Consider the following 22747-nt stretch of genomic DNA (forward strand, 5'->3'; position numbering starts at 1 on the left):
GGACATGAGTGACGACGCCTCCACCACCGAACCCGGCAGGATCCCGAACAAGGGCAAGCTGGCCAAGGACCTCAACGAGGTCATCCGCTACACGCTGTGGTCCGTCTTCAAGCTGAAGGACGTCCTGCCCGACGACCGCGCCGGGTACGCCGACGAGGTCCGGGAGCTGTTCGACCAGCTCGCCGCGAAGGACGTGACCGTCCGCGGCACCTACGACGTCTCGGGCCTGCGCGCCGACGCCGACGTCATGATCTGGTGGCACGCGGAGACCAGCGACGCGCTGCAGGAGGCGTACAACCTCTTCCGCCGCACCGAGCTCGGCCGCGCCCTGGAGCCCGTCTGGTCGAACATGGCGCTGCACCGCCCCGCCGAGTTCAACCGCTCGCACATCCCGGCGTTCCTCGCCGACGAGACGCCCCGCGACTACGTGAGCGTCTACCCCTTCGTGCGCTCCTACGACTGGTACCTGCTGCCCGACGAGGACCGCCGCCGCATGCTCGCCGACCACGGCAAGATGGCCCGCGGCTACCCGGACGTGCGCGCCAACACCGTCGCCTCGTTCTCCCTCGGCGACTACGAGTGGATCCTCGCCTTCGAGGCCGACGAGCTGTACCGCATCGTCGACCTCATGCGCCACCTGCGCGCTTCGGAGGCCCGCCGCCACGTCCGTGAGGAAGTGCCGTTCTACACCGGCCGCCGCAAGGACATCGCCGACCTGGTCGCCGGCCTGGCCTGATCGGCCCCGCCGCACGGCGGTCCCGGCTCGTACGGGACCGCCGCGCGGCTCCGGCTCGGGGTGAGCACACCCCCGAGCGCCCCGCGGCGCGTCAGCCGCGCGCCTGCCGGTGGGTGAAGGCCGCGCGCAGCTCCGGTTCGCCGATCGCCCGGACGCCGCGCACGGCCACGGACGTGAGGTACGTACGGTCGTCGTCGGCGCCGTCCGCGCTGCGGGCCAGGGTGCCGAGCAGCCGCTGACCTGCCGGGGAGGCCCAGCGCGCGTACGGGTGCACCTCGATCCGAGCGAGGGCCAGGCAGCTCAGGGTGAGCGCCAGCGGCAGCCCGAACCACAGCGCGACCAGGTGGCGCGGCAGGTCCGGCGGGAGGGGCAGCAGCAGCGCGAGCAGCCCGAGACCCAGGACGGCGACGGCGGCGCGGCGCACCTGGCGGACCCCCGAAGCGACCGTCGTCCGGGCGCTGTCGGGCACCGCGAGGCCCGCGCGGACCAGCCCGTCGGCGATGCCGCGCACCGCTTCCGCCGCGGCGGCCGTGCTGCGCACCGGGGCGATGCGGCTCTGCCCCTCGGGGCCGATGGCCCCTATCACCGACCGCTCCATCTCGTCCCGTCCGCGCGGGTCGACGACCGTGGCCCAGCCGGTGTGGGCCAGCAGCAGCCGGCGCTGCCGGGCCATCGCCACCAGTGTCACGTCGGCGACCCGCCGGGGCCCGCCGGAGAGGAACGCCGCCTCGTACAGGGTGAGTTCGCGGTCCCGGCCGGTGCCGGTGCCTCCGGCCGCGGCCCGTACGGCCGCCAGGCACAGGCGCGTGCACGCCGTGCCGGCCACGGCCCAGGCCGCCAGGAGGAGAAGGACCCAGAGCATATGTCGTTTGTATGTGACGCCGACGCGGGAACACCATGCCTCGTCCACGATACGGACGCAGCGTTGCCGGGATGTGACGTTCCGTTCCACCCCTGCCGGGGCGTACGCTCGGCCGGGCGTCAGCGCCGCAGCAGCACCCGGCGTGTGGCGCGGGCGAGCCGGTGGGCCGGGCGGCCGGAACGCGGCTTCGGCCCCGACCGGTCCAGCCACCACTCGCGCAGTTCCCGCCGGGCCGCCGGGTCCCCGGGCAGCCCGGCGGCCAGCAGGTGCGCGGCGAAGGCCAGGGCGTCGTGGCGGTAGCCGCCGGTCATCGGCCGGGCCTGGGCGTAGCCGAGGAAGGCCGGGCGGTACTCCGGGCCCAGGATCTCCGGCAGCTCCGGTGCCACCTTGGCCACGACGTCGGCCCGCTTCGCGGCGAGCGCCCGCGCCTGCACGCCGATCCGCACCCGGTCGAACCCCTCGGGCACGGGCGTCCCCGCGACCAGCGCCGACAGCAGCGCGGCCTGCGCGAGCCCCAGCCTCTCCCGCGCCTCCTCCGCCCCCTCGGCCCCCGACACACCGGCCGGACGCCCGCTGGGGAGGGTGCTCGCCGCCGTCCGGTGCGCGGTGGCGCGGACCGTGTGCGTCGCCCGTCCTCCCGCCGCCACCGGGTCCCCGGTCGCGGCGCCGGTGCCGTGCGCACCCCCTGCCCGGGCGGCGCGGACGGGCTCCGGACGGTGGGCGGCGAGGGCATACGCCGTGGCGCGTACCTCGGTCTTCACCCGCTCGACCGCCCCGGCCTCCACGGCCCGGCGGATCGCGGTCAGTTCGCTCTCCAGTTCCGCCGGGGCCGGGAAGTTCTCGTCGCGCTCCAGCAGGACGCCCGGCGGGCGGACGCGGGAGGCCAGGTCGGTCAGGATGTCGAGGACCGGCTGCGGTACGGGGTGGGCGTGGCTGTCGTGCCAGACCCCGTCGCGTGCGAAGCCGCCGGCGACATGGACGTAGGCGACGGCCTCCAGGGGCAGCTCGGCGAGGGCCTCGGCCGGGTCCTCGCCGCGGTTGACGTGGTTGGTGTGCAGGTTGGCCACGTCGATCAGGAGCCGCACCCCGGTGCGGTCCGCGAGCTCGTACAGGAACTGGCCCTCCGTCATCTCCTCACCCGGCCAGGCCAGCAGCGCGGCGATGTTCTCGACGGCCAGCGGCACCGGCAGGGCGTCCTGCGCGATCCGCACGTTCTCGCACAGCACGTCCAGGGCGTCCCGGGTGCGCGGCACGGGCAGCAGGTGACCGGCCTCCAGGTGCGGGGTCGCCGTCAGCGCCCCGCCGGCCCGGACGAACGCGATGTGCTCGGTGACCAGCGGCGAGCCGAGGACCTCGGCCCGCTCGGCCAGCGCGGCCAGCCGGCCCTCGTCGGGCCGGTCCGCGCCGCCGAGACCCAGCGAGACACCGTGCGGCACCACGGTGACGCCCCGCTCGCGCAGCCGCAGCAGCGACGCGGGCAGATGCCCGGGGCAGACGTTCTCGGCCACGGCCTCGACCCAGTCGATGCCCGGCATGCGCTCCACGGCGTCCGCGATCTCCGGGCGCCACCCGATGCCCGTCCCCAGTCGCTCCATCGTTCCCCCTCCTCCACCCGGCCGATGCCCGGACGTGACGGGGGTATGGCCCGGCCGTCCGCGCCCCAACCCCGCACGGCCCGGCTTCAGAGCAACATTTGAGGTTCGGGCAACCCTGCCCGAACGCGGCGAGCACGGGGGAGCGCGGTGGCCGCCGGACGCGAGCGGCGGCCACCGCCTGCCTCGAGCGGGCCTAGACCCCGCGGGGGGAGTGGTAGTTGAACACCGACCACAGGACGAACAGGCCGGTCACGATCATGATGATCGACCAGAACGGCTGGTACGGCAGCCACAGGAAGTTCGCGATCAGCGCCAGGCCGACCACGACCGCGCTGACGGCCCGCGCCCAGGTCGCCCCGGTGAACAGGCCGAACCCGGCGATCATCACCAGCAGGCCGACGATCAGGTGGATCCAGCCCCAGGCGGTCAGGTCGAACTCGAAGACGTAGTCGCCGAAGCTCGTGTACACCTCGTCGTTGGCGATCGCCGCGATGCCCTGGAAGATCGCGAAGAAGCCGTAGACGATCATCAGGGTGGCGCCGAGGGCGAGGCCGCCCGCCGCCCACGAGTCGCCGGAGCCGCCGGAGCCGCCCGGCTTCCGGTCGTCGGCGGGAGGGGCGGGGGGAGGGGTCGCGGCGCTGCTCATGGCTGCCTCCTGGGTCGGGGTTGTCCGGTAACCCCACTGGAGCACCGGGCCGCGTCCGGCGCGCCCGCGGTTGCTCCGAACGGGTGGCGCCCCCCGCCCGCGCCGCCTGCCGCTAGCGGCGCAGCGCCGGGTGGTCGGCGACCACCGTGCACGAGCCGGGCGCGATCTCCGTGAATCCCGCGTCCCGGACCAACGGCAGTCCCGCGGAGGTCAGCCCGGACCAGCGGGCCGGGTCCGCCGTGCGCACGGCGAGCGGGAAGCCGGCGTCCCGCCAGGCGGCCCGCTCGGTCCCGGACAGCTCCCACCAGGCCAGCTGCGCACCGTGGCCGGCCTGGGCCATCGCCTTGCCCGCCGACATGCCGAGTTCGGGGTTCAGCCAGAGCACGACGGCGTCCGGGTCGGCGTCACCCGGCTCCTGCGGGTCCTCCAGGTCGGTGCCGGAGACCTGGAGGCGGGCGAGATCCTTCGGCCAGCCGTCCAGCGGGACCGGCGGGAAGACCCGCACCTCGGCGGACTTGCCGGTCACGGTGATCCCGGGCAGGGCCTCGGCCCGCCGCCACTCGGCGCCCCGGGCCCGGCGCACGACCTTGCGGATCCGGGCGTCCTGCCAGTCCCGCATCACCCGCGCCCACTCGCCCTCGCCCGCCGACCGCTCGTCGGCCAGGATCGTCAGGACGGCCCGGGCGGCCGTCTCCAGCGCGTCGGTGCGGGCCGGGGGGTCCGCCCGCTCGATCCGCACGACCAGCGGCAGCACGAACTGCGGCGCCTCGTCGCGCGCGGAGGGGTCGGACCGGAAGGGACTGTCACTCACAGGCGTCGGATCTGCGCTCACGCCCACCAGTGTGCCAGCCGTGAAGATCGCACGGACGGGCGCTCAGCCCGAGCAGGACGTGCGTTCGGCCTCGCGCCATTCGCAGGTGGGGCAGTAGGTGATGCCCTTGTACGACTCCGGGTACTCCGTCGGCTCCCGGCACAGCACGCACTCCGCGTACGGCGGCCCGTCCGCCCGGGGCGGCCTGGCCGCGTCGATCAGGCAGTAGTCGTTCTCCTCGCTCATGCCTCCAGCGTAGGACGGTCAGCGGCGGTCACCCGCGGTGCGGATCAGGTCGGAGACCTTCACGAACCGGTAGCCCCGGTGCCGCAGCTCGGGCACGAGCGCACGGACCGCCCGCTCGGTGGCGGGGGCGGCGCTGCGCGTGCAGTGCAGGACCACCACCGACCCCGGCCGCACCCCGTCCAGGACCTGCCGGACCACCACGTCCGGGTCCTTCTCGAACGCGTCGCCGCCCACCACGTCCCACTGCACGGCGGTCACCCCGGCCGGGGCCAGCGCCTTCAGGGCCGGCCGGTCGTAGCAGCCACCGGGGAAGCGGAAGTAGGGCAGGGGATCGGGCACGCCCACCGCGCGGAACGCGGCGTACGCCCGTTCCACGTCCCGGCGCATGTGCCGGGCGGCCACCTGGGGCAGTCCGTAGCAGTCGCCGGTGAAGGCGTAGTGGCTGTAGGAGTGGTTGGCGACCTCGAAGAGCGGGTCCCGGCCCAGGGAGCGGGCCTGGTCCGGGTACTCCTCGGCCCACCGCCCGGTCATGAACACGGTGGCCGGCACCTTCAGCGTCCGCAGCGTCGCGATCAGCCGGGGGTGGTCGAAGCGCTCGCCGGCCGCCGCCCGTTCCCCCTGGCCCGCGGTCATGTCGGCGTCGAAGGTGAGCGCGACGCGCCTGCCACGGGTGCGGGAGCCGTGCGCGAAGACGGGGGTCAGGCCGGCGGGGCCGGGTGCGAGGGTCGGCGGCTGCGCCGGCGGCGCCGGAACCTGCACGGCGGTGAAGGCGGGGCGCGGGGGCCGTTCGGCGCCGCAGGCGGCGAGGGCCGAGGCCAGGGCGCACACGGCGGCGGCACGGCGCAGGGGGGCACGGCGCAGAACGGGACGGCGCGGGGCGGCACGGTACGGGGGCACGGTCACCGTATGAAGATGTGACCGGGGGCGTCCCGCCATGCGTGGATGCCCCCGGTGTCACCCGGCCGTCAGATGTCGCGCTTCTCCAGCGGCTTGGTCGCCGGGCCCTGGATGACCTTGCCGTCGGTGTCGAAGCGCGAGCCGTGGCAGGGGCACTCCCAGGCCCGTTCGGCGGCGTTGAAGTCGACCAGGCAGCCCAGGTGGGTGCAGCGCGCGGAGACCGCGTGCAGGGCTCCGTCGTCGTCCCGGTAGACGGCGACCCGGTGACCGTCCGCGCGGACCACGGCGCCCTCGCCGGGCGGCAGGGACTCCACCGGCGGGGACGGCCGCAGCCGGTCGCCGACGAAGTGCCCGGCCACCTTGGCCTGCGTCTTCAGGAACGACGGGGCCTCCCGCACGGCCGGCTTCACCCGGCGCGGGTCGTACAGCCCGCTCCACTCGCACTCCTCGCCGGTGATCTGCGCCGCGAGCAGGCGGCCCGCCATGATGCCGCCGGTCATGCCCCAGCCGCCGAAGCCGGTGGCCACGTAGGAGTGCCGGGCGCCCGGGTGCAGCAGGCCCACCATCGGCACGGTGTCGGTGGGGGTGTTGTCCTGCGTGGCCCAGCGGTGCGTGACCTCCAGGCCGGGGAAGTGCCCGGTGGCCCAGGCGGTGAGGCGTTCGAAGCGCGCCCGGGTGTCGCCCGTGCCCGGGGTGAAGTGCTCGCCGGTGACGATGAGCAGCCGCCGGTCCCCGTCGTACGGGGCCGTGCGCACCGAGCGGGTGTTCTCGTCGGGCGTGATGTACATGCCGTCCGGGTCCTGCCCGGCCGGGACGGTCCCCGCCACGACCAGCTCCCGCTTCGGCGTCAGCCGGGTGAACAGCAGGGCCCGGTCGAACACCGGGTAGTGCGTCGCGACGACGACGTCCCGGGCCCGCACACTCGCCCCGGTCGAGGTCGACAGCCGGCACGGCTCGCCCTCCTCCATGCCGAGGACGGTGGTCTCCTCGAAGATCCGCCCGCCGTTCCCGGCGAGATCGGCGGCGAGGGCCAGCAGGTACTTGCGGGGATGGAACTGCGCCTGCCCGGTGACCTTCACCGCGCCGGCCACCTCGAAGGGCAGGCCGGTCTCCGTGACGAACGAGGCGGGCAGCCCCGCCTCGGCCGCGGCACGCGCCTCGGCCCGCAGTTCGTCCACCCGGCCCGGGTCACTGGCGTAGGTGTAGGCGCTGCGCGCCTCCCAGTCGCAGTCGACGCCCAGTTCGGCGGCCACCCGGGCCGCGTGCTCGATCGCCTCGGACTGCGAGCGGGCGTACAGGCGCGCGCCCTCGGGGCCGCGGGTGCGCCGCAGCTTGTCGTAGACGAGGGAGTGCTGGGCGGTGACCTTGGCGGTCGTGTGCCCGGTGACGCCGGCCGCCACCCGGCCCGCCTCCAGGACCGCCACGCTGCGACCGGCCCGGGCCAGTTCCCACGCCGTGCACAGCCCCGCGATCCCGGCTCCGATCACCGCCACGTCGACGTCCAGGTCCTCCGCCAGTGCCGGATGGCGGCCCTCCGGTGCCGTCTCGAGCCAGTACGAGCCCCTGACCTGCTGCTTCTCGCTCATGTACCAGCGAGTACCCCGGCGGGCCCGCGTCAGTGCCGGCGAGGGCCCCGCTTTGCGGCCCGGACCGGGGTCGGACCCCGGCCCGGGCCGTGCGGACCCGGCCTCGTGAGCGACGTGGTCCCGGCTAGCGCCGCCAGGGCCCCGTCACCGCGAACGTCGTCCCCGGCGTGTAGCAGTTGACGTACATCGTGTCGCCGTCGGGCGAGAAGGTCACGCCCGCGAACTCACCCCACTCCGGCTCCTCGGGAGTGCCGATGTTCTGCCGGTTGCGGGCCATCGCGTAGACCTCGCCGCGCCGGGTCACGCCGAAGACGTGCTGGGCGCCGTCGCCGTCCTCGCAGACCATCAGGCCGCCGCTGGGCGCGAGGCAGATGTTGTCGGGGGACTCGCCCGGCATCTGCACGTCGGTGTCCGGACCGAAGACGATCACCAGGGTCAGCCGGCGGCGCTCCGGGTCGTAGCGCCAGACCTGGCCGTAGTGGTCGGCCGCCGAACCGTCCGAGCGGTGCGCGAAGGAGGACACGAAGTACACCGACCGGCCACCCCAGTAGCAGCCCTCCAGCTTCTGCGCGTGCGTGATGCCCTTGCGGCCGAAGTCCTGGAACCGGATGGGGGTCTGCGCGGCCAGCGGGTCCGGCACGTCCACCCACTCGACGCCGTCGAACTCGGCGCCGATCTCCTGGACGGTCGACAGGTCGGGCACGCCCGGCACCCGCATCGCCTGGAGCCGTCCGCCCGCGCGCAGCGAACCCCGCCCGCCCAGCGGCTTCCTCGGCAGGAAGCGGTAGAACAGCCCGAAGGGCTTGTCGAAGGCGTCCTCGGTCTCGTACACCACGCCCCGGCGCGGGTCGACGGCGATCGCCTCGTGCGGGAAGCGGCCCATCGCCGTCAGCGGCACGGCCCCGGTGCGGTACGGATCGACCGGATCGACCTCGAAGATGAAGCCGTGGTCCTTGGTGTAGCCGTTGGTGCCCGCCTTGTCCTCGGTCTCCTCGCAGGTCAGCCAGGTGCCCCAAGGGGTGGGACCGCCCGCGCAGTTGACGGCCGTGCCGGCGATCCCGACGCGCTCCGACAGGACGTCGTTGCGGGAGTCCAGCGTCAGCGCGGTGCAGCCGCCCTTGCCGGCCGGGTCGTAGGTCAGCCCCTCGACCGCGGGGACGGGGATCTTGCCGTTGGCGCGGTTCTCGTGGTTGCGCACCAGGTGGACGCGGCCGCCCCGGCCCGCGAAGGCCGACATGCCGTCGTGGTTGGAGGGGACGTCGCCCTCACCCGAGCGGAGCGGGTCCCCTTCGCGGGAGAGGATCCGGTAGCGGAAACCTTCCGGCAGATCGAGGACGTCCTTCGGGTCGGGGACGAGCGGGCCGTAGCCGGTGTGGCCCAGGGTCTGCGCGGCGGCGGTACCGGCGAAGAGTTCCGACAGGGCGCCGGAGAACGCGATCCCGACACCCAGGGCGCCCGTCCCGGCGAGCACCTGACGTCGTGTGGCGAAGCGACCGGATTTGGTCATGGGGAAACCTTCCTGCTGGCGGACAGGAACTGTGATCCCGCTGTGTCTACCACCTGGTGCGGGCGGCGGGAACCACGCGGGCGGCGCGGGTCACCGCTCGACGGAGCGCCGCAGCTCCTCCAGGGCCTGACCGGCCTGCTCGGCACGGTCGAGGGTGTCCTGCGCCGCCGTCTGCGGACCACCCTCATGGCCGCCCCTCTCGAGGAACCTCAGCAGCTCCACCGGGATGGGCAGCACCAGGGTGGAGTTCTTCTCCGCCGCCACGGCCATCACCGTCTGCAGCAGCCGCAACTGCAGGGCCGAGGGCGTGTCGGCCATCTGCTGGGCGGCCTGGGACAGCTTCTTGGACGCCTGGTACTCCGCGTCGGCGTTGATCAGCCGGGCCCGCCGCTCGCGGTCGGCCTCGGCCTGGCGGGCCATCGAGCGCTTCATCGTGTCCGGCAGGGAGACGTCCTTGATCTCCACCCGGTCGATGGTCACGCCCCACTCCACGGCGGGGCTGTCGATCATCAGCTCCAGGCCCTGGTTGAGCTTCTCGCGGTTGGACAGCAGATCGTCCAGCTCGCTCTTGCCGATGATCGAACGCAGCGAGGTCTGCGCCATCTGCGACACGGCGAAGCGGTAGTCCTCGACGTTGACGACCGCGGCCGCCGGGTCCACCACCTTGAAGTACACGACCGCGTCGACCCGCACGGTCACGTTGTCGCGGGTGATGCCCTCCTGGGCCGGGACCGGCATGGTCACGATCTGCAGGTTGACCTTGCGCATCCGGTCGACCGCCGGGACGACCATCGTGAAGCCGGGCCGCCGTACGTCGCCGTGCAGCCGGCCGAGCCGGAAGACCACCCCGCGCTCGTACTGCTTGACCACGCGCGCCGCCGACGCCACGTAGACCAGGCAGGCGGCCCCCGCCGCCGCGGCGGCGGCGATCAGCTCTTCGACCATGCCGACCTCCCGTTCGAGGTCCGGTTCTTCGTGCCTTTCTGCAACGATATGCCCGCACCCGGGCGGGAGGCCATGCCCGGGCGGCCGGGGCCGGACACGGGACGGCCCGGGGCACGCGCGGGTGCGCGCCTGCCCCGGACCGGGAGGAAGCGACCGGCTAGGCGGCGGTGACCTCCTGCGCCGGCGGCGCGGTCCGCGTCCCCTCGCCCCGGGTGACCTTCACCGGCTCCGTGCCGGCGGTGCTGTGGCGCGCGGCCCAGCTCTCCAGAGCGGTGCGGCAGGCGTGGTCCAGGTGGTGCAGGCCCGACAGGTCCAGCTCGACGGGCCGGTCCTGCGGGAGGCCCTCCAGGCTGTCCAGGATCTTCGGCAGCCGCAGGAACGTCGCGTTGCCCGACAGGTGCACCTGGATCGGCCCGGCGCCCTTGTCGACGGTCTCCAGCTTGACGTGCGAGGCCTCCCAGGCGGTCTTGACGACCGACAGCGCCAGACCGACGAGCACGCCCTCGAACATGTTCACGGCGACGATCGACACCGCCGTGACCACGAGGATCAGGGCCTCGCCGCGGTGCTCCCGCCACAGCGGCACGATCTTGGCGAACGGGATCAGCTTGAAGCCCGCGTGGACCAGGATGCCGGCGAGCGCGGGCAGCGGGATCAGCGCCAGCGTGGCCGGCAGGAGCGCGGCGAACAGCAGCAGCCACAGGCCGTGCATCACCCGGGACGCCTTGGTCCGGGCGCCCGCCGCGACGTTCGCCGAGCTGCGCACGATGACCGCCGTCATCGGCAGTGCGCCGAGCACGCCGCAGACCGTGTTGCCCGCGCCCTGCGCCATGAGCTCCTTGTCGTACCGGGTGCGCGGGCCGTCGTGCAGCCGGTCCACCGCGGCGGCGCTGAACAGGCTCTCGGCGGAGGCGATCAGCGTGAAGGCGATGATCGTGCCGACGACGCCCGCCCCGAGGCCCGTGAGGACGTCCGGGCCGGGCGGCTGGATCGAGCCGAGCAGCCCTTGCACCTCGACGGTGGCGACCGGCAGGTCGAACAGCGCGGTCGCCCCGATCGCCAGCACCACCGCGGCGAGGGCGCCCGGAACGGCCCGGGCCGGTTCGGGCAGCCGCTTCCACAGCACCATGACCGCGACGGTGGCCGCGCCGAGCGCGAGGGAGGTCAGGGCCGCCGTGCTGCCGGCCGCGTCCACGACGGCACCGGGCAGGCCCAGGATCTTGTCGACGCCGGAGGCGGGAGCCTTCAGCCCGGCTGCCGCGTACAGCTGCCCGGCGATGAGCACCAGGCCGATGCCGGCCAGCATGCCCTCGACGACCGAGAGGGATATGGCGCGGAACCAGCGGCCGAGCTTCAGCGCGCCCATGAGGAGCTGGAGCAGCCCCGCGGCCAGCACGATCACGCCGAGCGCGGGCAGCCCGTACTCCTGGACCGCCTCGAAGACCAGCACGGTCAGACCGGCGGCCGGACCGGACACCTGCAGGCTGCTGCCCGGCAGCAGGCCGGTGACGAGGCCGCCCACGATGCCGGTGACCAGGCCGAGTTCGGCCGGGACACCGGAGGCGACGGCGACACCGACGCACAGCGGCAGGGCGACCAGGAACACGACGAGCGAGGCGGTGAAGTCCTGCCGTAAGTGGGGGAACGTGGCCACGGCGTCCCTCACAGCGTCTCGAAGGTGTCGGTCTGCGCGCGGTGCTGCCGTACGACCCCGGTGTGCACCTCGTAGTACCAGGCGTGCAGACCCAGTCCGCCCCGGGCGAGCCGCCGTTCGACGCACGGGTAGGAGCGCAGCCGCAGCACCTGGGTGAGGACGTGGTTCTGCACGGCCTCGGCGACCGTCGGGTCGGCCGGGTCGGCGCACTCGGGCCGGTCCGCGGCGTGCGCGAGCCAGTCGCGCACCGCCGGCACGGCGTCGAGGTCGTCGCCGCGCACCACGGCGCCCACGGCGCCGCAGTGCGAGTGGCCGCAGACCACGATGTCCTTCACGCCGAGCACGCCGACCGCGTACTCGATCGTGGCGGCCTCGGAGGTGGGGTGGTCGAGGGAGTGGGGGGGAACGACGTTGCCCGCGGTGCGCAGCTCGAACAGCTCGCCGGGGCGGGCGCCCGTGATCAGGGCCGGGACGACCCTGGAGTCGGAGCAGGTGATGAACAGGACGTCGGGGGACTGGCCTTCGGCGAGGCGGGCGAACTCCTCAGTGCGCCGGCCGAACGTGCGGGCGTTGTCGATGAGGGGCTGCATGGCGTGGTGAATCCTCCTGGCGCGCAGTGGGGGCGCGTCGGACGGGCATGACGAAGGGTGGGGGGGGAGTGCGCCGCGGCTCAGCAGCGGAAGACCTGCAGCGTCGCCGGGGTGTGCGTCACGGGGGGTCTGGAGGTGCGCGCGGTGGCGGGGCCGGACGGCTGCGTGGCCGCCCGCGTGAGCAGCCGCGGCAGTGGGCGGCCGGACGCCGAGGGGGCGCGGTCGGCGGGGTGGGACCGGGCGCGGGTGCGCAGGGGACCGGTCGGGTCTCCGGCAGGTGCCGTGCGGCACGAGGCCGTCTCGTCCCGCGGGGCGGGTCCGGCGGGCGTGTTTCCGGGGCCCGGGGAGGTCCCGGGGGAAGTGCTTCCGAGACCCGCCTTGGCCTGAGGTTCACTGCCCGTGTGCGCGGATGCGAACGAAGGTGCGGGTGCGAACAGCTGGAGGGCCAGCAGGGCGGCGGCGAGGACCGTCACCACGATCCGTGCCGTCTCACCTCGGAACATGCGCCCCCCTTCACCGCGTCACCCGTCCGGCGCGGACCAGCAGTTGGTCAACGGCTGGTCAAGAAACAACATTAACCCTGCAAAGTCATTTGCAGGGTTAACTTGATGTTTCCGGCTGAAGAGAGCCCGAAAAACGTGGGTGGGATGGCCTGAAGCGGAGCCCCCGCGCGGCGGTCGGTGCGCGGTCGGGGCGCTGGTCAACCGGACGTGGCCAGGGTGCCCGCGTCGCGGGCGAGGGCGGTGAGCCGGGATATCGCCCGGAAGTACTTCTTGCGGTAGCCGCCCTTCAGCATCTCCTCGCTGAACAGCCGGTCGAACGGCAGCCCCGACGCCAGCACGGGCACCTCGCGGTCGTAGAGGCGGTCCGCGAGGACGACCAGCCTGAGCGCCGTGGACTGGTCGGGGACGGGCTGCACCCCGGTGAGGCACACCGCCCTCAGCCCGTCGGTCAGGGCGCCGTAGCGGCTGGGGTGGACGCGGGCCAGGTGCTCCAGCAGGGCGGGGAACGCGTCGAGGGAGGCGCCTTCGGTGGCGTGCGCCACCGCGGTCACCTGCTCCTCGGAGAACGGCGGCGGCGCCTCGGGCAGACCGCGGTGGCGGTAGTCCTCGCCGTCGATGCGCTGGGCGCGGAAGTGGGCGGACAGGCCTTGGATCTCGCGGAGGAAGTCGGCCGCCGCGAACCGGCCCTCGCCGAGCTTGCCGGGCAGCGTGTTGGACGTGGCGGCGAGCGCGACGCCCGCCTCGACCAGCTTGCCGAGCAGGGTCGACACCAGCACGGTGTCGCCCGGGTCGTCCAGCTCGAACTCGTCGATGCAGAGCAGGCGGTGGCCGGACAGGGTCCGCACCGTCTGCTGGAAGCCGAGCGCGCCGACCAGGTTGGTCAGCTCCACGAACGTCCCGAACGCCTTCAGGGCGGGTTCCGCCGGGGTGGCGTGCCAGAGGGAGGCGAGCAGGTGGGTCTTGCCGACGCCGTAACCGCCGTCGAGGTAGACGCCGCGCGGGCCCGAGGGGGCCTGCCTCGCCGCCCTGCCGAAACCGAACAGGCGCCGCCTGCCCGGCGCGGCGCTCCCGCCGAGCCCGGCCGCGAAGCCCTCCAGGACCGACACGGCCTCGGTCTGGCTGGGCTGGTTCGGGTCCGGGATGTACGTGCTGAAGCGGACGGAGTCGAACCGGGGCGGCGGCACCATCTCGGCGACCAGGCGGTCCGCGGGCACGTGCGGCTCACGGGCGCACAGCGACAGCGGGGCCGGGTCGGTCACGGGGCCGGTTCCGGATGCGGCGGGGGAGGAGGACACGGTTCACCATGCTACGGCGCGTGGAACACTGCACGGCATGCGACGTCTGTTCCCTGTGACCGATGAAACAGCAGCTCCGGCGCCCGCTGGCGCACCCGGCGGGGGAACCGGACGGGAGTGGGGCCCGGCCGAACTGGCCGCCGCCTACGCCTACCCCGAGCCGGGCGCCGGGGAGCCCGTGCCCTGCCTGCGGGCCAACATGGTGTCCACGCTGGACGGCGCCGCCCAGCACGACGGGCGCTCGCAGCCCATCTCCCACCCGGCCGACATGCGGATCTTCGGCACACTGCGGGCGCTGGCGGACGTCGTGGTCGTCGGGGCCGAGACGGTGCGCCGGGAGGGGTACCGGCCCGCACGCGCGCGTGCCGACTTCGCCGCCGCCCGCGAGGCGGCCGGCCAAGGGCCCGCACCGGCGATCGCGGTCGTCACCGCGGGGCTCGACCTGGACTTCTCCCTGCCGCTGTTCACCTCCCCCCTGGTGCCCACGCTCGTCCTCACCGGCGCCGCGGCCCCACCGGACCGGGTGGCCGCCGCGGAGAAGGCGGGCGTCCGGGTGGTCACCGCGGGCGAGGGTGCCGGCGTCGACCCCGCCCGGGTCGTGCCGGCCCTGGCCGGGCTCGGGCACACCCGGCTGCTCACCGAGGGCGGTCCGCGGCTGCTGGGGCAGCTGGTGGCGGCGGAGGTGCTCGACGAACTGTGCCTGACCCTCTCGCCGACGCTCACCGCGGGCGACGCGCAGCGCATCGCCGGGGGGCCGGCCGTCGCCGTCCCGCACCGCTTCGCGCTGCTGTCGGTGCTGGAGGAGGACGGCTTCCTCTTCACGCGGTACGGGCGGCCCGCGGCGCACTGAACCGCCGGGGCCGGGGTAGGAGGTGGCGGCGGCCGGGAGTGCGGCCGCCGGGTCCGGACGCGAGCGAGGGCCGCCGCCGGGCCGAGTATGAGCGGGATGTGTCGTTCTGTTCGGTTTCCGCAGGGCACACTGAATCCGGCAGTACCCGTGCGATCACGGGGCAGGATGGTTTCCGCAGGGCCCGCCACGGCCCACGCAGGAGTGGGGCCCCGAGGCCCCCGGAGCAGAAGGGGCGCCTGGTGTTCACAAGCGTTTTGATGATCGAGAAGGCCCTGACATCCGCCGACGTGGAGTTCGTCACGACCTTGCACGGCGAGGAGGAGGTGTCCTTCCAGGTGCTGCTGCAGCCGCGCGGCGAGCAGGCGGACCGGCTGCTGCGGGCCATCGACGACGTGGCGCTCGGCGAACTGGACGAGGCCGTGCGCGAGGGCGAGACCCCCGAGGGCGAGGAGGCGCTGAGCGTGGGGCAGCGGGCCCTGGAGGTCTCCCTCGCCGCACTGCGCGCCTCCGGGAGCCCGGCCCAGGGCCGGCTGATCGAGGACCACCCGCTGGACGCGCTGAAGTCCCTGGTCGCCGAGGCCGGGGCGGACGAGGTGATCGTGCTCACCGACCCGCACTACGTGGAGGAGTTCTTCCACCGCGACTGGGCCTCGCGCGCCCGGCACAAGGTCGGCGTGCCGGTGCTGAAGCTCTTCTCGCACAGCAAGGCGTAGCCCGCAAGGCGCCGGGTCCCGGGTTGGCGCGGCCCCCGGCGCCGCTGAAATAAGGTGGGGGCGCCCAGACCCGTCACGCCGCACTTGGAGAACCGCATGGCACCCGGCCTTCCCACCGCCATGGACCGACCGCACTTCATCGGCATCGGTGGGGCGGGGATGTCGGGGATCGCCAAGATCCTCGCCCAGCGCGGAGCCGTCGTCGCGGGCAGCGACGCCAAGGAGTCGGCCACGGCCGGGGCGCTGCGGGCGCTCGGCGTGACCGTGCACATCGGGCACGCCGCCGCGCACCTGGCCGACGACGCCAGCTGCGTCGTCGTGTCCTCCGCGATCCGCCAGGACAACCCCGAGCTGGCCCGCGCCGCCGAGCTGGGCATCCCCGTCGTGCACCGCTCCGACGCGCTCGCCGCGCTGATGGAGGGGCTGCGTCCGATCGCCGTCGCCGGCACGCACGGCAAGACCACCACCACCTCGATGCTGGCCGTCTCGCTCGGCGAACTGGGCCTGCGGCCCTCCTACGCGATCGGCGGCGACCTGGACGCGCCCGGCTCCAACGCCCTGCACGGCGAGGGGGACATCTTCGTCGCCGAGGCCGACGAGTCGGACCGCAGCTTCCACACGTACGCGCCCGAGGTCGCGATCGTCCTCAACGTCGAGCTCGACCACCACGCCAACTACGCGTCCATGGAAGAGATCTACGCCTCCTTCGAGACGTTCGTGGGCCGGATCACCGAGGGCGGCACCCTGGTGATCGCCGCCGACCACGAGGGCGCCCGCGAGCTGACCCGGCGGATCGCCGGACGCGGGGTGAAGGTGGTGACCTACGGCGAGTCCGCGGACGCCTCGGTGCGGATCCTGTCCGTCGTGCCGCAGGGCCTCAGGAGCGAGGTCACCGTCGACCTGGACGGCGAGCGGCTGACCTTCGCGGTCTCCGTCCCCGGACGGCACTACGCGCACAACGCGGTCGCGGCCTTGGCGGCGGGCGTGGCGCTCGGGATCCCGGCCGCCGAGCTGGCCGGGGCGATCGCGGCGTACACGGGCGTCAAGCGCCGGCTGCAGCTCAAGGGCGAGGCCGCGGGCGTGCAGGTGATCGACTCCTACGCGCACCACCCCACCGAGATGACGGCCGACCTGGAGGCGATGCGCGCCGCGGCGGGCGACTCCCGGATCCTGGTCGTCTTCCAGCCCCACCTGTTCTCGCGCACCCAGGAGCTCGGCACGGAGATGGGGCAGTCGCTGGCCCTCGCCGACGCCTCCGTGGTGCTCGACATCTACCCGGCCCGCGAGGACCCGATCCCCGGGGTGACCAGCGAGCTGATCATCGAGGCGGCCCGGGCCGCGGGCGCCGACGTCACGCCGGTGCACGACAAGGCCGAGGTCCCCTCGGTCGTCGCGGGAATGGCGAAGCCCGGTGATCTCGTTCTCACCATGGGAGCGGGCGACGTCACCGACCTCGGCCCGCTGATCCTGGACCGTCTGTAGAACCGAGGGGCTGGAGGCTCATGCCGTACGACGTTCAGAAGCCGGACGAGCAGTGGCGCGCGGAACTGTCCCCGGGCGAGTACGCGGTACTGCGGCAGGCGGCGACCGAGCCCGCCTTCACCGGTGAGTACACCGACACCAAGACCCGGGGCGTCTACTCCTGCCGTGCCTGCGGCGCGGAGCTGTTCACCTCGGACACCAAGTTCGAGTCGCACTGCGGCTGGCCGTCCTTCTTCGACCCGAAGGACACCGACGCGGTGGAGCTGATCGAGGACCGCTCGCACGGCATGGTGCGCACCGAGGTGCGGTGCGCGCGGTGCGGCTCGCACCTCGGGCACGTCTTCGAGGGCGAGGGGTACCCCACGCCCACCGACCAGCGGTACTGCATCAACAGCATCGCCCTGCGGCTGGCGCCTCAGGAGGACTGAGCCCGGGGCGCCTCGGGCAGCCGGCACTCCCGCTGCGTGAGGCGCCGGGTGTCCCCGGCGATGCGGCGGCACACCACCACCGTGTCGGCGGTGCCGTCGTCCGCACGGCGCACCGCCTTCAGGACGATGCTGTGCCCGGTGCGGTCGCCGTACAGCGGGGCGCCGGTGAAGTCGATGGTGCCGGTCGCCATGCCCTCGATCTTCACGCTGCGCAGGTTCACCCAGGTCGAGGCGCGGCTCTGCGGCCGGTCGCCCCGGGTGGCCGCCCAGAACAGGGCGCGGGTCGCGTCGTGGGCGAGGGCGGTCTGGCCGCTGGCCAGGGCGGGACTGTCGTGGCGCAGCCGGTGGCCCCGCAGGCCGGGCAGGTGCTCGGCCGCGTCCAGGTAGAAGGCCGTCCTCGTGGCGGCCTTCTCCAGTTCGGCCAGGGCCGCGTGGTACAGCGTGACGTTCGGTGCGACGGACTGGCCGCCGCCCGTGAAGTCCGCCTTGGACAGATCGTCGCCGGTGAGGATCGCCAGCGGCCTGCCCGCGCAGCCCGGCTCGGTGCCCAGCTGCGTCATCAGCGGGTCGACGTCCTCCACCCGGCCCGCGAAGTAGACCACCGACGGCACCCGGCCGCCCCGGCAGATTTCCTGGGCGTGGGAGCGCAGTTCGGGCTTGCCGCCGCTGAGGCGGTAGCGGCGCTCGGGGTGCAGCGTGAAGCCCTGGCGCTGGAGCATCCGCCGGCCGTAGCGCGCCTGCTCGTCGGTGTACAGGTCGTCGGTGCGGGCCGTGTCCCGGGCCAGGACCAGCGCGTACTGCCGCCGGTCCGGCTTGCGCAACTGAGCCGCTATGAGGCCCAGTTGGCGGGTCTGCCACTCGTCGGTGGCGGCCAGGCTGAACCAGTTGGCGAACTCGCGCGGCAGATAGGTCGCGGAGTTGGTGCCGGAGACGACCGGCAGCCCGGCCCGCATCAGGACGTCCGTCGTCGCCCGGCTCGACTTCAGGTCCCGGCCGGTGCCGACCACCCCGACCACCGTCGGGTCGTGCGCGGCGTACGCGGCGATCGACTCGGCCATCTCCTCCTGGTGGCCCAGGTCCACACCGCCGTTGGCGATCAGCACGCGCAGCTTGACGCTGGAGTTCTGGTTCACCACCGCCTGCGCCAGGTACACCCCGGCGAGTTCCTCGGCGCCCTTCACGAGCGAGGACCCGGAGTCGGTGTCGGCACTGAGCGGCCCGGCGTAGACGACCGTGACGTACGTGCCGCCGTGGCGTTCCAGGACACCTGCGTTCTGCCGGGCGATGCGCTCCTCCAGTTCGGTCACCGTCCAGGGGTGGCCGCCGGCGGTGAGGGCCGCGTTCGCGCCCTGCGGGGCGGGGTCCGGCAGCCAGTCGGCGAAACGCACGCCGCCCGTCGCGATCCCGATGCACTCGGTGGCCCCGCCGGGGGTCTGGGCGCGTCTGGTGTCCCGGTTGGCGGTCAGCACGGACGCCGAGCAGTAACGGTCCTGCAAGGCATCGGCCCGCATCACGGTGCCCGCGGCCAGCAGGGCCACCACCAGGACGAGGGTGTGCAGCGCCCACACCAGCCGGGCGAACGTCGGCCGGGCCGAGGCCCGCCGGTGCGGACGGCCCTCCTCGACAGGAGCGAGCTGGTCGTGCGGCAGCGGGATCTTCATCACCCAGGGCAGCACGGACCGCTCCCGGCTGGGCGACTGCTCGGCCCGCAGGTTGTACCCCCACTCGCGGTACCAGGTGCGCAGCCGGTCACCGAACCTGGGCGGCTCGGCGGCCGGCGCAGCCGCCGCGCGGACCACGCTGCGCTCCAGCCGCGCCACGTCGTCCGCGCGCACGGCGGCGACCACCAGCAGCGGGTCCAGCTCACTGCGGCGGCTGCGCACGTCGCTGATCGCGCGGATCAGCTCGATCCCGCCGTTGCGCTCGTCGGCCCGCGGCAGGAACAGCACCGGCGGACGCGGCCGTTTGAAGCCGCGCAGGTCCCAGCTCCACCGGCGGTGGTTGTCGCGCAGGTCCTCCCGCAGCGCCAGCACGCACAGCTGCAGGTGGAAGTCGCCGCCCGCCCTCAGCGCCTCGGCCACGCCGTGGGCCCGCGCCGCGATCGCCTTCCAGGAGCGCACCGGCCGCAGCAGCGAGACCTCGGTGGGCTGGTCCTGGTCCGCCGCCCTGAGGAAGGTCGTCGTCATGAACCAGCGGCTCTCCCGGCGCAGCCACAGGAAGATCGGCGCCCGGCCGGGCAGTACGTAGTTCAGGACGGTCAGCAGCAGCAGGAACACCAGACCGGCGCCCACGGCCACGTACCACTCGCTGCGCGCCAGGAGCGCGGCGAGCACGGTGACCAGGCTGGCCGGGAGGATGTGCGCCATGTCGAACAGCGGCAGGCCCGAGCGCCAGCGCGCCGTGTTCCGCGGCCGCCAGCGCTGCTCGGCCAGCTGGTTCAGCAGCAGCTGCCGCTGGTCCTGACCGGCTCCCGGGCTCCCGTGGGCGGGCGCCGGCCACTGGTCGCCGAGCGCGGCGACCGCGTCGTCGACGGCGTGCACCAGCCGCAGCCGCGGGAAGGCGTAGCGCCGGTAGACCGACCTCGGGCCGCCCCACTTCTTCGGATCGCTCAGCGCCCGCACCATGGCCGCGGCCCGGCGCACCTCCGTGTCGCCGTCGTAGGCGTCCTGCGCGACCGCGCAGCGCGTGCCGTGCGCCCCCTGGCCCGTGTACAGCTGCCGCACCAGCGCGGCCACGGCCTCGTCGTCGGCGCCGTCCTGTGCGTGGACGACGAAGACCGGCATGGGCGGCTCGGTGCTCGTGCGGAAGTCCTGGATCAGGACCTCCAGTTGGTTCTGGAGGTGGACGCCGGCGCCGGTGTCCGGTGTCCCCTCGTGACCCCCGGGGCAGACCGGCGGCGTGCGGTCGCTGTTCACCATGGGCAACCCCCGTTCACCTTCGGTGAGTCAAGAGGTTAACCGCTGCGGATGGGGTCCGAGTGGGTGACGGATCGACTCCGCTTCCGGGGCGGCCGGCGGCCGGCCGGAGGGGCCTCGGGGCCGGAGCCTCGACGTCGGCCGGACCGGGTGCCGGACCCCGGCACCAGCGGTGGTCGACGAGGTGTCAGGCAGCGGCCCCGGCGTCGGACACGGGTGGCTGTGGCGGCCCCGGGCCCGTACCGCAGTATGGGGACGTGGAGAAAGTACGACTTCTCGTCGTCGACGACGACCCGCCGATCGCCGACCTCGTCGCGACCGTCGCCCGCTACGAGGGCTGGGAGGCGGTCACCGCGTACACCGGCGAGGACGCCCTGGAGCGGGCCGCCGACTTCCACCCGGACATCGTGGTGCTCGACCTGATGCTGCCCGGCGTGGACGGCTTCGGCGTCCTGGACCGGCTGCGGGCCTCCGGCACGATGGTGCCGGTGGTGTTCCTCACCGCCCGCGACGGCGTCGCCGACCGGGTCGCGGGCCTGACCCGGGGCGGTGACGACTACCTCGTCAAACCGTTCGCGGTGGAGGAGCTGATGGCCCGGCTGCGGACCGTGCTGCGGCGCAGCGCCGGGCCGTCCTTCCAGCGGTCCGTGCTCCGGGTCGGCGACCTGACGATGGACGAGGACACCCGCGAGGTGCGGCGCGGGCAGCGGCTGCTGTCGCTGACCCCGACCGAGTACGAGGTGCTGCGCTACCTGCTGCGCAGGTCGCCCACCGTGCTCACCAAGGCGCAGATCCTCGACCACGTGTGGGAGTACGGCTTCGGCGGCCGCTCCAACGTCGTCGAACTGGTCGTCAGCCGGCTGCGCCGCAAGCTCGACGAGTCCGGCGACGGCGCAGCCCCGCTGATCCACACCGTGCGGGGCTTCGGCTACGCGCTGCGGCAGGCCGCCGGGTGATCGCACGGCTGCGGGGGACCTACCGCGGGATGCGCCTGGGCACCCGGCTGGCCCTGGGCCTGGGCGCCCTGTCCCTGGTCGTGTTCGCCGTCGTCGGCACGGCCATGACCACCTACATGCGCGACTACCTGTCGGCCCAGCTCGACACCCAGCTCGCCCAGGCGCAGATCGCCCAGTCCAGGAGCATCGCCGACCACGGCACCCTCTCGGGCAAGAAGTACTACAGCTGGTTCTACGCCGTGTACGACGTGACGGCCGGCAGGCCCGAGCTGCGCCGGCCCGAGGACCCGGTCGACCTGCCCGAGGACGTCGACGACTTCACCGCCCTGGCCTCCGCGCAGACCGCCGCGCACACGGAACTGCTGCGCACCGAGCACCTCGAGGGCGCCGGCACCTACCGGCTGCGCGCCTGCGAGGTCGAGCCCGGCGTGGTCCTGGTCAGCGCCGCACCCATGGGGGAGATCCAGGACACGGTCGGACAGCTGATCACCGTCCAGGTCGTCACCTTCGCGCTCGCCCTGCTCGCCCTCGTCGTCTTCGGCCGCCGGATGCTGCGCCGCGGCCTGAAACCGCTCAGCGACATGGCGAGCACCGCGCACGGCATCGCCTCCCACGACCTGACCGAGTCGGCGGCCCGGCTGCCGCTGCGCGCCGACGGCCGTGACGGCGGACCGGAGGTGGACGAACTGCGCACCGCCTTCAACACGATGCTGGAGCACATCGACGACTCCCTCGCCGTGCGCGCCGAGGCCGAGCAGCGGCTGCGCCGGTTCGTCGCCGACGCCTCGCACGAACTGCGCACCCCCCTGATGTCGGTGCGCGGCTACGCCGACCTCTTCCAGTACGCCGCCGCCAACGCCCCCGCCGAACGCGACCGGCACCTGGCCCGGTTGCGCGCCGAGGCCGCCCGCATGGGCGTGCTCCTGGACGACCTGCTGCTGCTCGCCCGGCTGGACGCGGCCGAGGTGGACACGCCCCTGCGGCTGGAGGACACCGACCTGACCGACCTGGTGGGCCAGGCCGCCGAGGCCTTCCGCGCCGGCCACCCCGGCCACCCCCTGACCGTCTCGGCGGGCCCCGGGCCGGTACGGGTGCGGACGGACCCGCTGCGCATCCGTCAGGTCCTGGACAACCTGCTGACCAACGCCGCCGTGCACACCCCGGCCGGGACGCGGGTGTCGGTGGAGGTGCGGGCGGTGCCCGGCGCGGCCGAGGTGCGGGTCGCCGACACCGGCCCGGGCATCCCGCCCGAGGACCGGGCCCGGGTCTTCGACCGCTTCTACCGCGTCGACAAGGCCCGCAGCCGCGACCGCGGCGGCAGCGGACTCGGCCTCGCGGTCGCCCGCTCCCTGGTGCACGCCCACGGCGGCCGGATCGAGGTCACCGGTGCACCGGGGGCGACGGTGTTCACCGTCCGCCTGCCGATGCGGGAAGCGGCCCCCGCGGGCCCGTGACGTGCGCCCTCTAGACTCGCTCCGGACAACAGCCCGCACGATCACGGTCAGCAGCGTCCGCCAACCCGAAGGGCCC

At 74.0% G+C, this 22747-nt stretch carries 21 protein-coding genes; 7 read left to right on the forward strand and 14 right to left on the reverse strand.

Annotated features, from left to right (window positions below; all coding sequences use genetic code 11):
• Positions 1-4 precede the first annotated feature (4 nt).
• On the forward strand, positions 5-736 hold the full coding sequence (hemQ, locus tag ACFYWG_RS22190) for a hydrogen peroxide-dependent heme synthase (RefSeq protein ID WP_383503894.1): 732 nt from the start codon (positions 5-7) through the stop codon (positions 734-736).
• Positions 737-827: 91 nt separating this feature from the next.
• Here hemQ and ACFYWG_RS22195 read toward each other — a convergent pair whose 3' ends face one another.
• The 13 genes from ACFYWG_RS22195 to zapE all read right to left on the reverse strand — a co-directional run bounded on the left by ACFYWG_RS22195 (position 828) and on the right by zapE (position 13873).
• The gene (locus ACFYWG_RS22195) at positions 828-1598 is read right to left on the reverse strand and encodes a TIGR04222 domain-containing membrane protein (protein WP_385420741.1); all 771 of its coding nucleotides are present in this window, start codon (positions 1596-1598) and stop codon (positions 828-830) included.
• A gap of 119 nt (positions 1599-1717) precedes the next feature.
• Positions 1718-3193, reverse strand: a complete 1476-nt coding sequence (locus ACFYWG_RS22200; protein ID WP_389203025.1) for a DUF692 domain-containing protein — start codon at positions 3191-3193, stop codon at positions 1718-1720.
• Between the two features lie 193 nt (positions 3194-3386).
• Positions 3387-3839 (reverse strand): hypothetical protein, encoded by a 453-nt coding sequence (locus tag ACFYWG_RS22205; protein ID WP_376325104.1) that lies wholly within the window; start codon positions 3837-3839, stop codon positions 3387-3389.
• Between the two features lie 112 nt (positions 3840-3951).
• Positions 3952-4671, reverse strand: a complete 720-nt coding sequence (locus ACFYWG_RS22210; RefSeq protein WP_383503898.1) for a peptidyl-tRNA hydrolase — start codon at positions 4669-4671, stop codon at positions 3952-3954.
• A 42-nt stretch (positions 4672-4713) separates the two neighbouring features.
• Positions 4714-4896, reverse strand: coding sequence for a hypothetical protein (locus ACFYWG_RS22215; protein ID WP_376325109.1), 183 nt, complete (start codon positions 4894-4896; stop codon positions 4714-4716).
• Positions 4897-4914: 18 nt separating this feature from the next.
• Entirely contained in the window at positions 4915-5799 is an 885-nt protein-coding gene (locus ACFYWG_RS22220) for a polysaccharide deacetylase family protein (RefSeq protein ID WP_389203028.1), read from the reverse strand.
• A gap of 62 nt (positions 5800-5861) precedes the next feature.
• On the reverse strand, positions 5862-7379 hold the full coding sequence (locus ACFYWG_RS22225) for an FAD-dependent oxidoreductase (protein ID WP_383503900.1): 1518 nt from the start codon (positions 7377-7379) through the stop codon (positions 5862-5864).
• Positions 7380-7503: 124 nt separating this feature from the next.
• Entirely contained in the window at positions 7504-8886 is a 1383-nt protein-coding gene (locus tag ACFYWG_RS22230; protein WP_383503901.1) for a PhoX family protein, read from the reverse strand.
• Positions 8887-8976: 90 nt separating this feature from the next.
• Entirely contained in the window at positions 8977-9831 is an 855-nt protein-coding gene (locus tag ACFYWG_RS22235) for a slipin family protein (protein WP_376325115.1), read from the reverse strand.
• A 157-nt stretch (positions 9832-9988) separates the two neighbouring features.
• Positions 9989-11485 carry a SulP family inorganic anion transporter gene (locus tag ACFYWG_RS22240; RefSeq protein WP_389203031.1) on the reverse strand — a complete coding sequence of 499 codons (1497 nt, stop codon included), beginning with the start codon at positions 11483-11485 and terminating at the stop codon, positions 9989-9991.
• An 8-nt stretch (positions 11486-11493) separates the two neighbouring features.
• On the reverse strand, positions 11494-12075 hold the full coding sequence (locus ACFYWG_RS22245; RefSeq protein ID WP_376325120.1) for a carbonic anhydrase: 582 nt from the start codon (positions 12073-12075) through the stop codon (positions 11494-11496).
• Between the two features lie 80 nt (positions 12076-12155).
• The gene (locus tag ACFYWG_RS22250; RefSeq protein WP_389203033.1) at positions 12156-12578 is read right to left on the reverse strand and encodes a hypothetical protein; all 423 of its coding nucleotides are present in this window, start codon (positions 12576-12578) and stop codon (positions 12156-12158) included.
• Between the two features lie 197 nt (positions 12579-12775).
• Positions 12776-13873: a cell division protein ZapE gene (zapE, locus tag ACFYWG_RS22255; protein ID WP_389203035.1), complete on the reverse strand. Its 1098-nt coding sequence runs from the start codon at positions 13871-13873 to the stop codon at positions 12776-12778.
• Positions 13874-13910: 37 nt separating this feature from the next.
• Here zapE and ACFYWG_RS22260 point away from each other — a divergent pair, with 37 nt between their 5' ends.
• From ACFYWG_RS22260 to msrB, 4 genes are all read left to right on the forward strand, one after another.
• Positions 13911-14723 (forward strand): pyrimidine reductase family protein, encoded by an 813-nt coding sequence (locus tag ACFYWG_RS22260; RefSeq protein ID WP_383503905.1) that lies wholly within the window; start codon positions 13911-13913, stop codon positions 14721-14723.
• Positions 14724-14962: 239 nt separating this feature from the next.
• Complete coding sequence (locus ACFYWG_RS22265) at positions 14963-15436, forward strand: indole-3-glycerol phosphate synthase (protein ID WP_376325131.1); 474 nt, start codon at positions 14963-14965, stop codon at positions 15434-15436.
• 96 nt (positions 15437-15532) lie between these two features.
• Positions 15533-16918 carry a UDP-N-acetylmuramate--L-alanine ligase gene (gene murC, locus ACFYWG_RS22270; protein ID WP_389203038.1) on the forward strand — a complete coding sequence of 462 codons (1386 nt, stop codon included), beginning with the start codon at positions 15533-15535 and terminating at the stop codon, positions 16916-16918.
• Positions 16919-16938: 20 nt separating this feature from the next.
• Positions 16939-17346 (forward strand): peptide-methionine (R)-S-oxide reductase MsrB, encoded by a 408-nt coding sequence (gene msrB, locus ACFYWG_RS22275; RefSeq protein WP_376325136.1) that lies wholly within the window; start codon positions 16939-16941, stop codon positions 17344-17346.
• Here the strand turns inward: msrB and ACFYWG_RS22280 are convergent.
• Positions 17334-20264, reverse strand: coding sequence for an ABC transporter substrate-binding protein (locus ACFYWG_RS22280; protein WP_389203041.1), 2931 nt, complete (start codon positions 20262-20264; stop codon positions 17334-17336). The genes msrB and ACFYWG_RS22280 overlap by 13 nt on opposite strands.
• Positions 20265-20518: 254 nt before the next feature.
• Between ACFYWG_RS22280 and ACFYWG_RS22285 the strand changes: the two genes are divergently transcribed.
• Together ACFYWG_RS22285 and ACFYWG_RS22290 are read left to right on the forward strand one after the other, a co-directional pair.
• Positions 20519-21217 (forward strand): response regulator transcription factor, encoded by a 699-nt coding sequence (locus ACFYWG_RS22285; protein WP_383503908.1) that lies wholly within the window; start codon positions 20519-20521, stop codon positions 21215-21217.
• The gene (locus ACFYWG_RS22290) at positions 21214-22671 is read left to right on the forward strand and encodes a sensor histidine kinase (protein ID WP_389203043.1); all 1458 of its coding nucleotides are present in this window, start codon (positions 21214-21216) and stop codon (positions 22669-22671) included. Before ACFYWG_RS22285 ends, ACFYWG_RS22290 begins: the two co-directional genes overlap by 4 nt.
• The last annotated feature ends 76 nt before the right edge of the window (positions 22672-22747 follow it).

It is taken from the genome of Streptomyces sp. NPDC003456, from assembly GCF_042878735.1.
GTDB lineage: Bacteria > Actinomycetota > Actinomycetes > Streptomycetales > Streptomycetaceae > Streptomyces.

What these genes read in the sequence shown, in the direction of transcription:
- murC (WP_389203038.1), top strand. Translation starts at nt 15,533, where the DNA reads ATGGCACCCGGCCTTCCCACCGCCATGGACCGACCGCACTTCATCGGC.
- ACFYWG_RS22245 (WP_376325120.1), bottom strand. Translation starts at nt 12,075, where the DNA reads ATGCAGCCCCTCATCGACAACGCCCGCACGTTCGGCCGGCGCACTGAG.
- ACFYWG_RS22200 (WP_389203025.1), bottom strand. Translation starts at nt 3,193, where the DNA reads ATGGAGCGACTGGGGACGGGCATCGGGTGGCGCCCGGAGATCGCGGAC.
- ACFYWG_RS22205 (WP_376325104.1), bottom strand. Translation starts at nt 3,839, where the DNA reads ATGAGCAGCGCCGCGACCCCTCCCCCCGCCCCTCCCGCCGACGACCGG.
- ACFYWG_RS22280 (WP_389203041.1), bottom strand. Translation starts at nt 20,264, where the DNA reads ATGGTGAACAGCGACCGCACGCCGCCGGTCTGCCCCGGGGGTCACGAG.
- ACFYWG_RS22235 (WP_376325115.1), bottom strand. Translation starts at nt 9,831, where the DNA reads ATGGTCGAAGAGCTGATCGCCGCCGCCGCGGCGGCGGGGGCCGCCTGC.
- ACFYWG_RS22215 (WP_376325109.1), bottom strand. Translation starts at nt 4,896, where the DNA reads ATGAGCGAGGAGAACGACTACTGCCTGATCGACGCGGCCAGGCCGCCC.
- hemQ (WP_383503894.1), top strand. Translation starts at nt 5, where the DNA reads ATGAGTGACGACGCCTCCACCACCGAACCCGGCAGGATCCCGAACAAG.
- ACFYWG_RS22225 (WP_383503900.1), bottom strand. Translation starts at nt 7,379, where the DNA reads ATGAGCGAGAAGCAGCAGGTCAGGGGCTCGTACTGGCTCGAGACGGCA.
- ACFYWG_RS22250 (WP_389203033.1), bottom strand. Translation starts at nt 12,578, where the DNA reads ATGTTCCGAGGTGAGACGGCACGGATCGTGGTGACGGTCCTCGCCGCC.
- ACFYWG_RS22260 (WP_383503905.1), top strand. Translation starts at nt 13,911, where the DNA reads ATGCGACGTCTGTTCCCTGTGACCGATGAAACAGCAGCTCCGGCGCCC.
- msrB (WP_376325136.1), top strand. Translation starts at nt 16,939, where the DNA reads ATGCCGTACGACGTTCAGAAGCCGGACGAGCAGTGGCGCGCGGAACTG.
- ACFYWG_RS22230 (WP_383503901.1), bottom strand. Translation starts at nt 8,886, where the DNA reads ATGACCAAATCCGGTCGCTTCGCCACACGACGTCAGGTGCTCGCCGGG.
- ACFYWG_RS22195 (WP_385420741.1), bottom strand. Translation starts at nt 1,598, where the DNA reads ATGCTCTGGGTCCTTCTCCTCCTGGCGGCCTGGGCCGTGGCCGGCACG.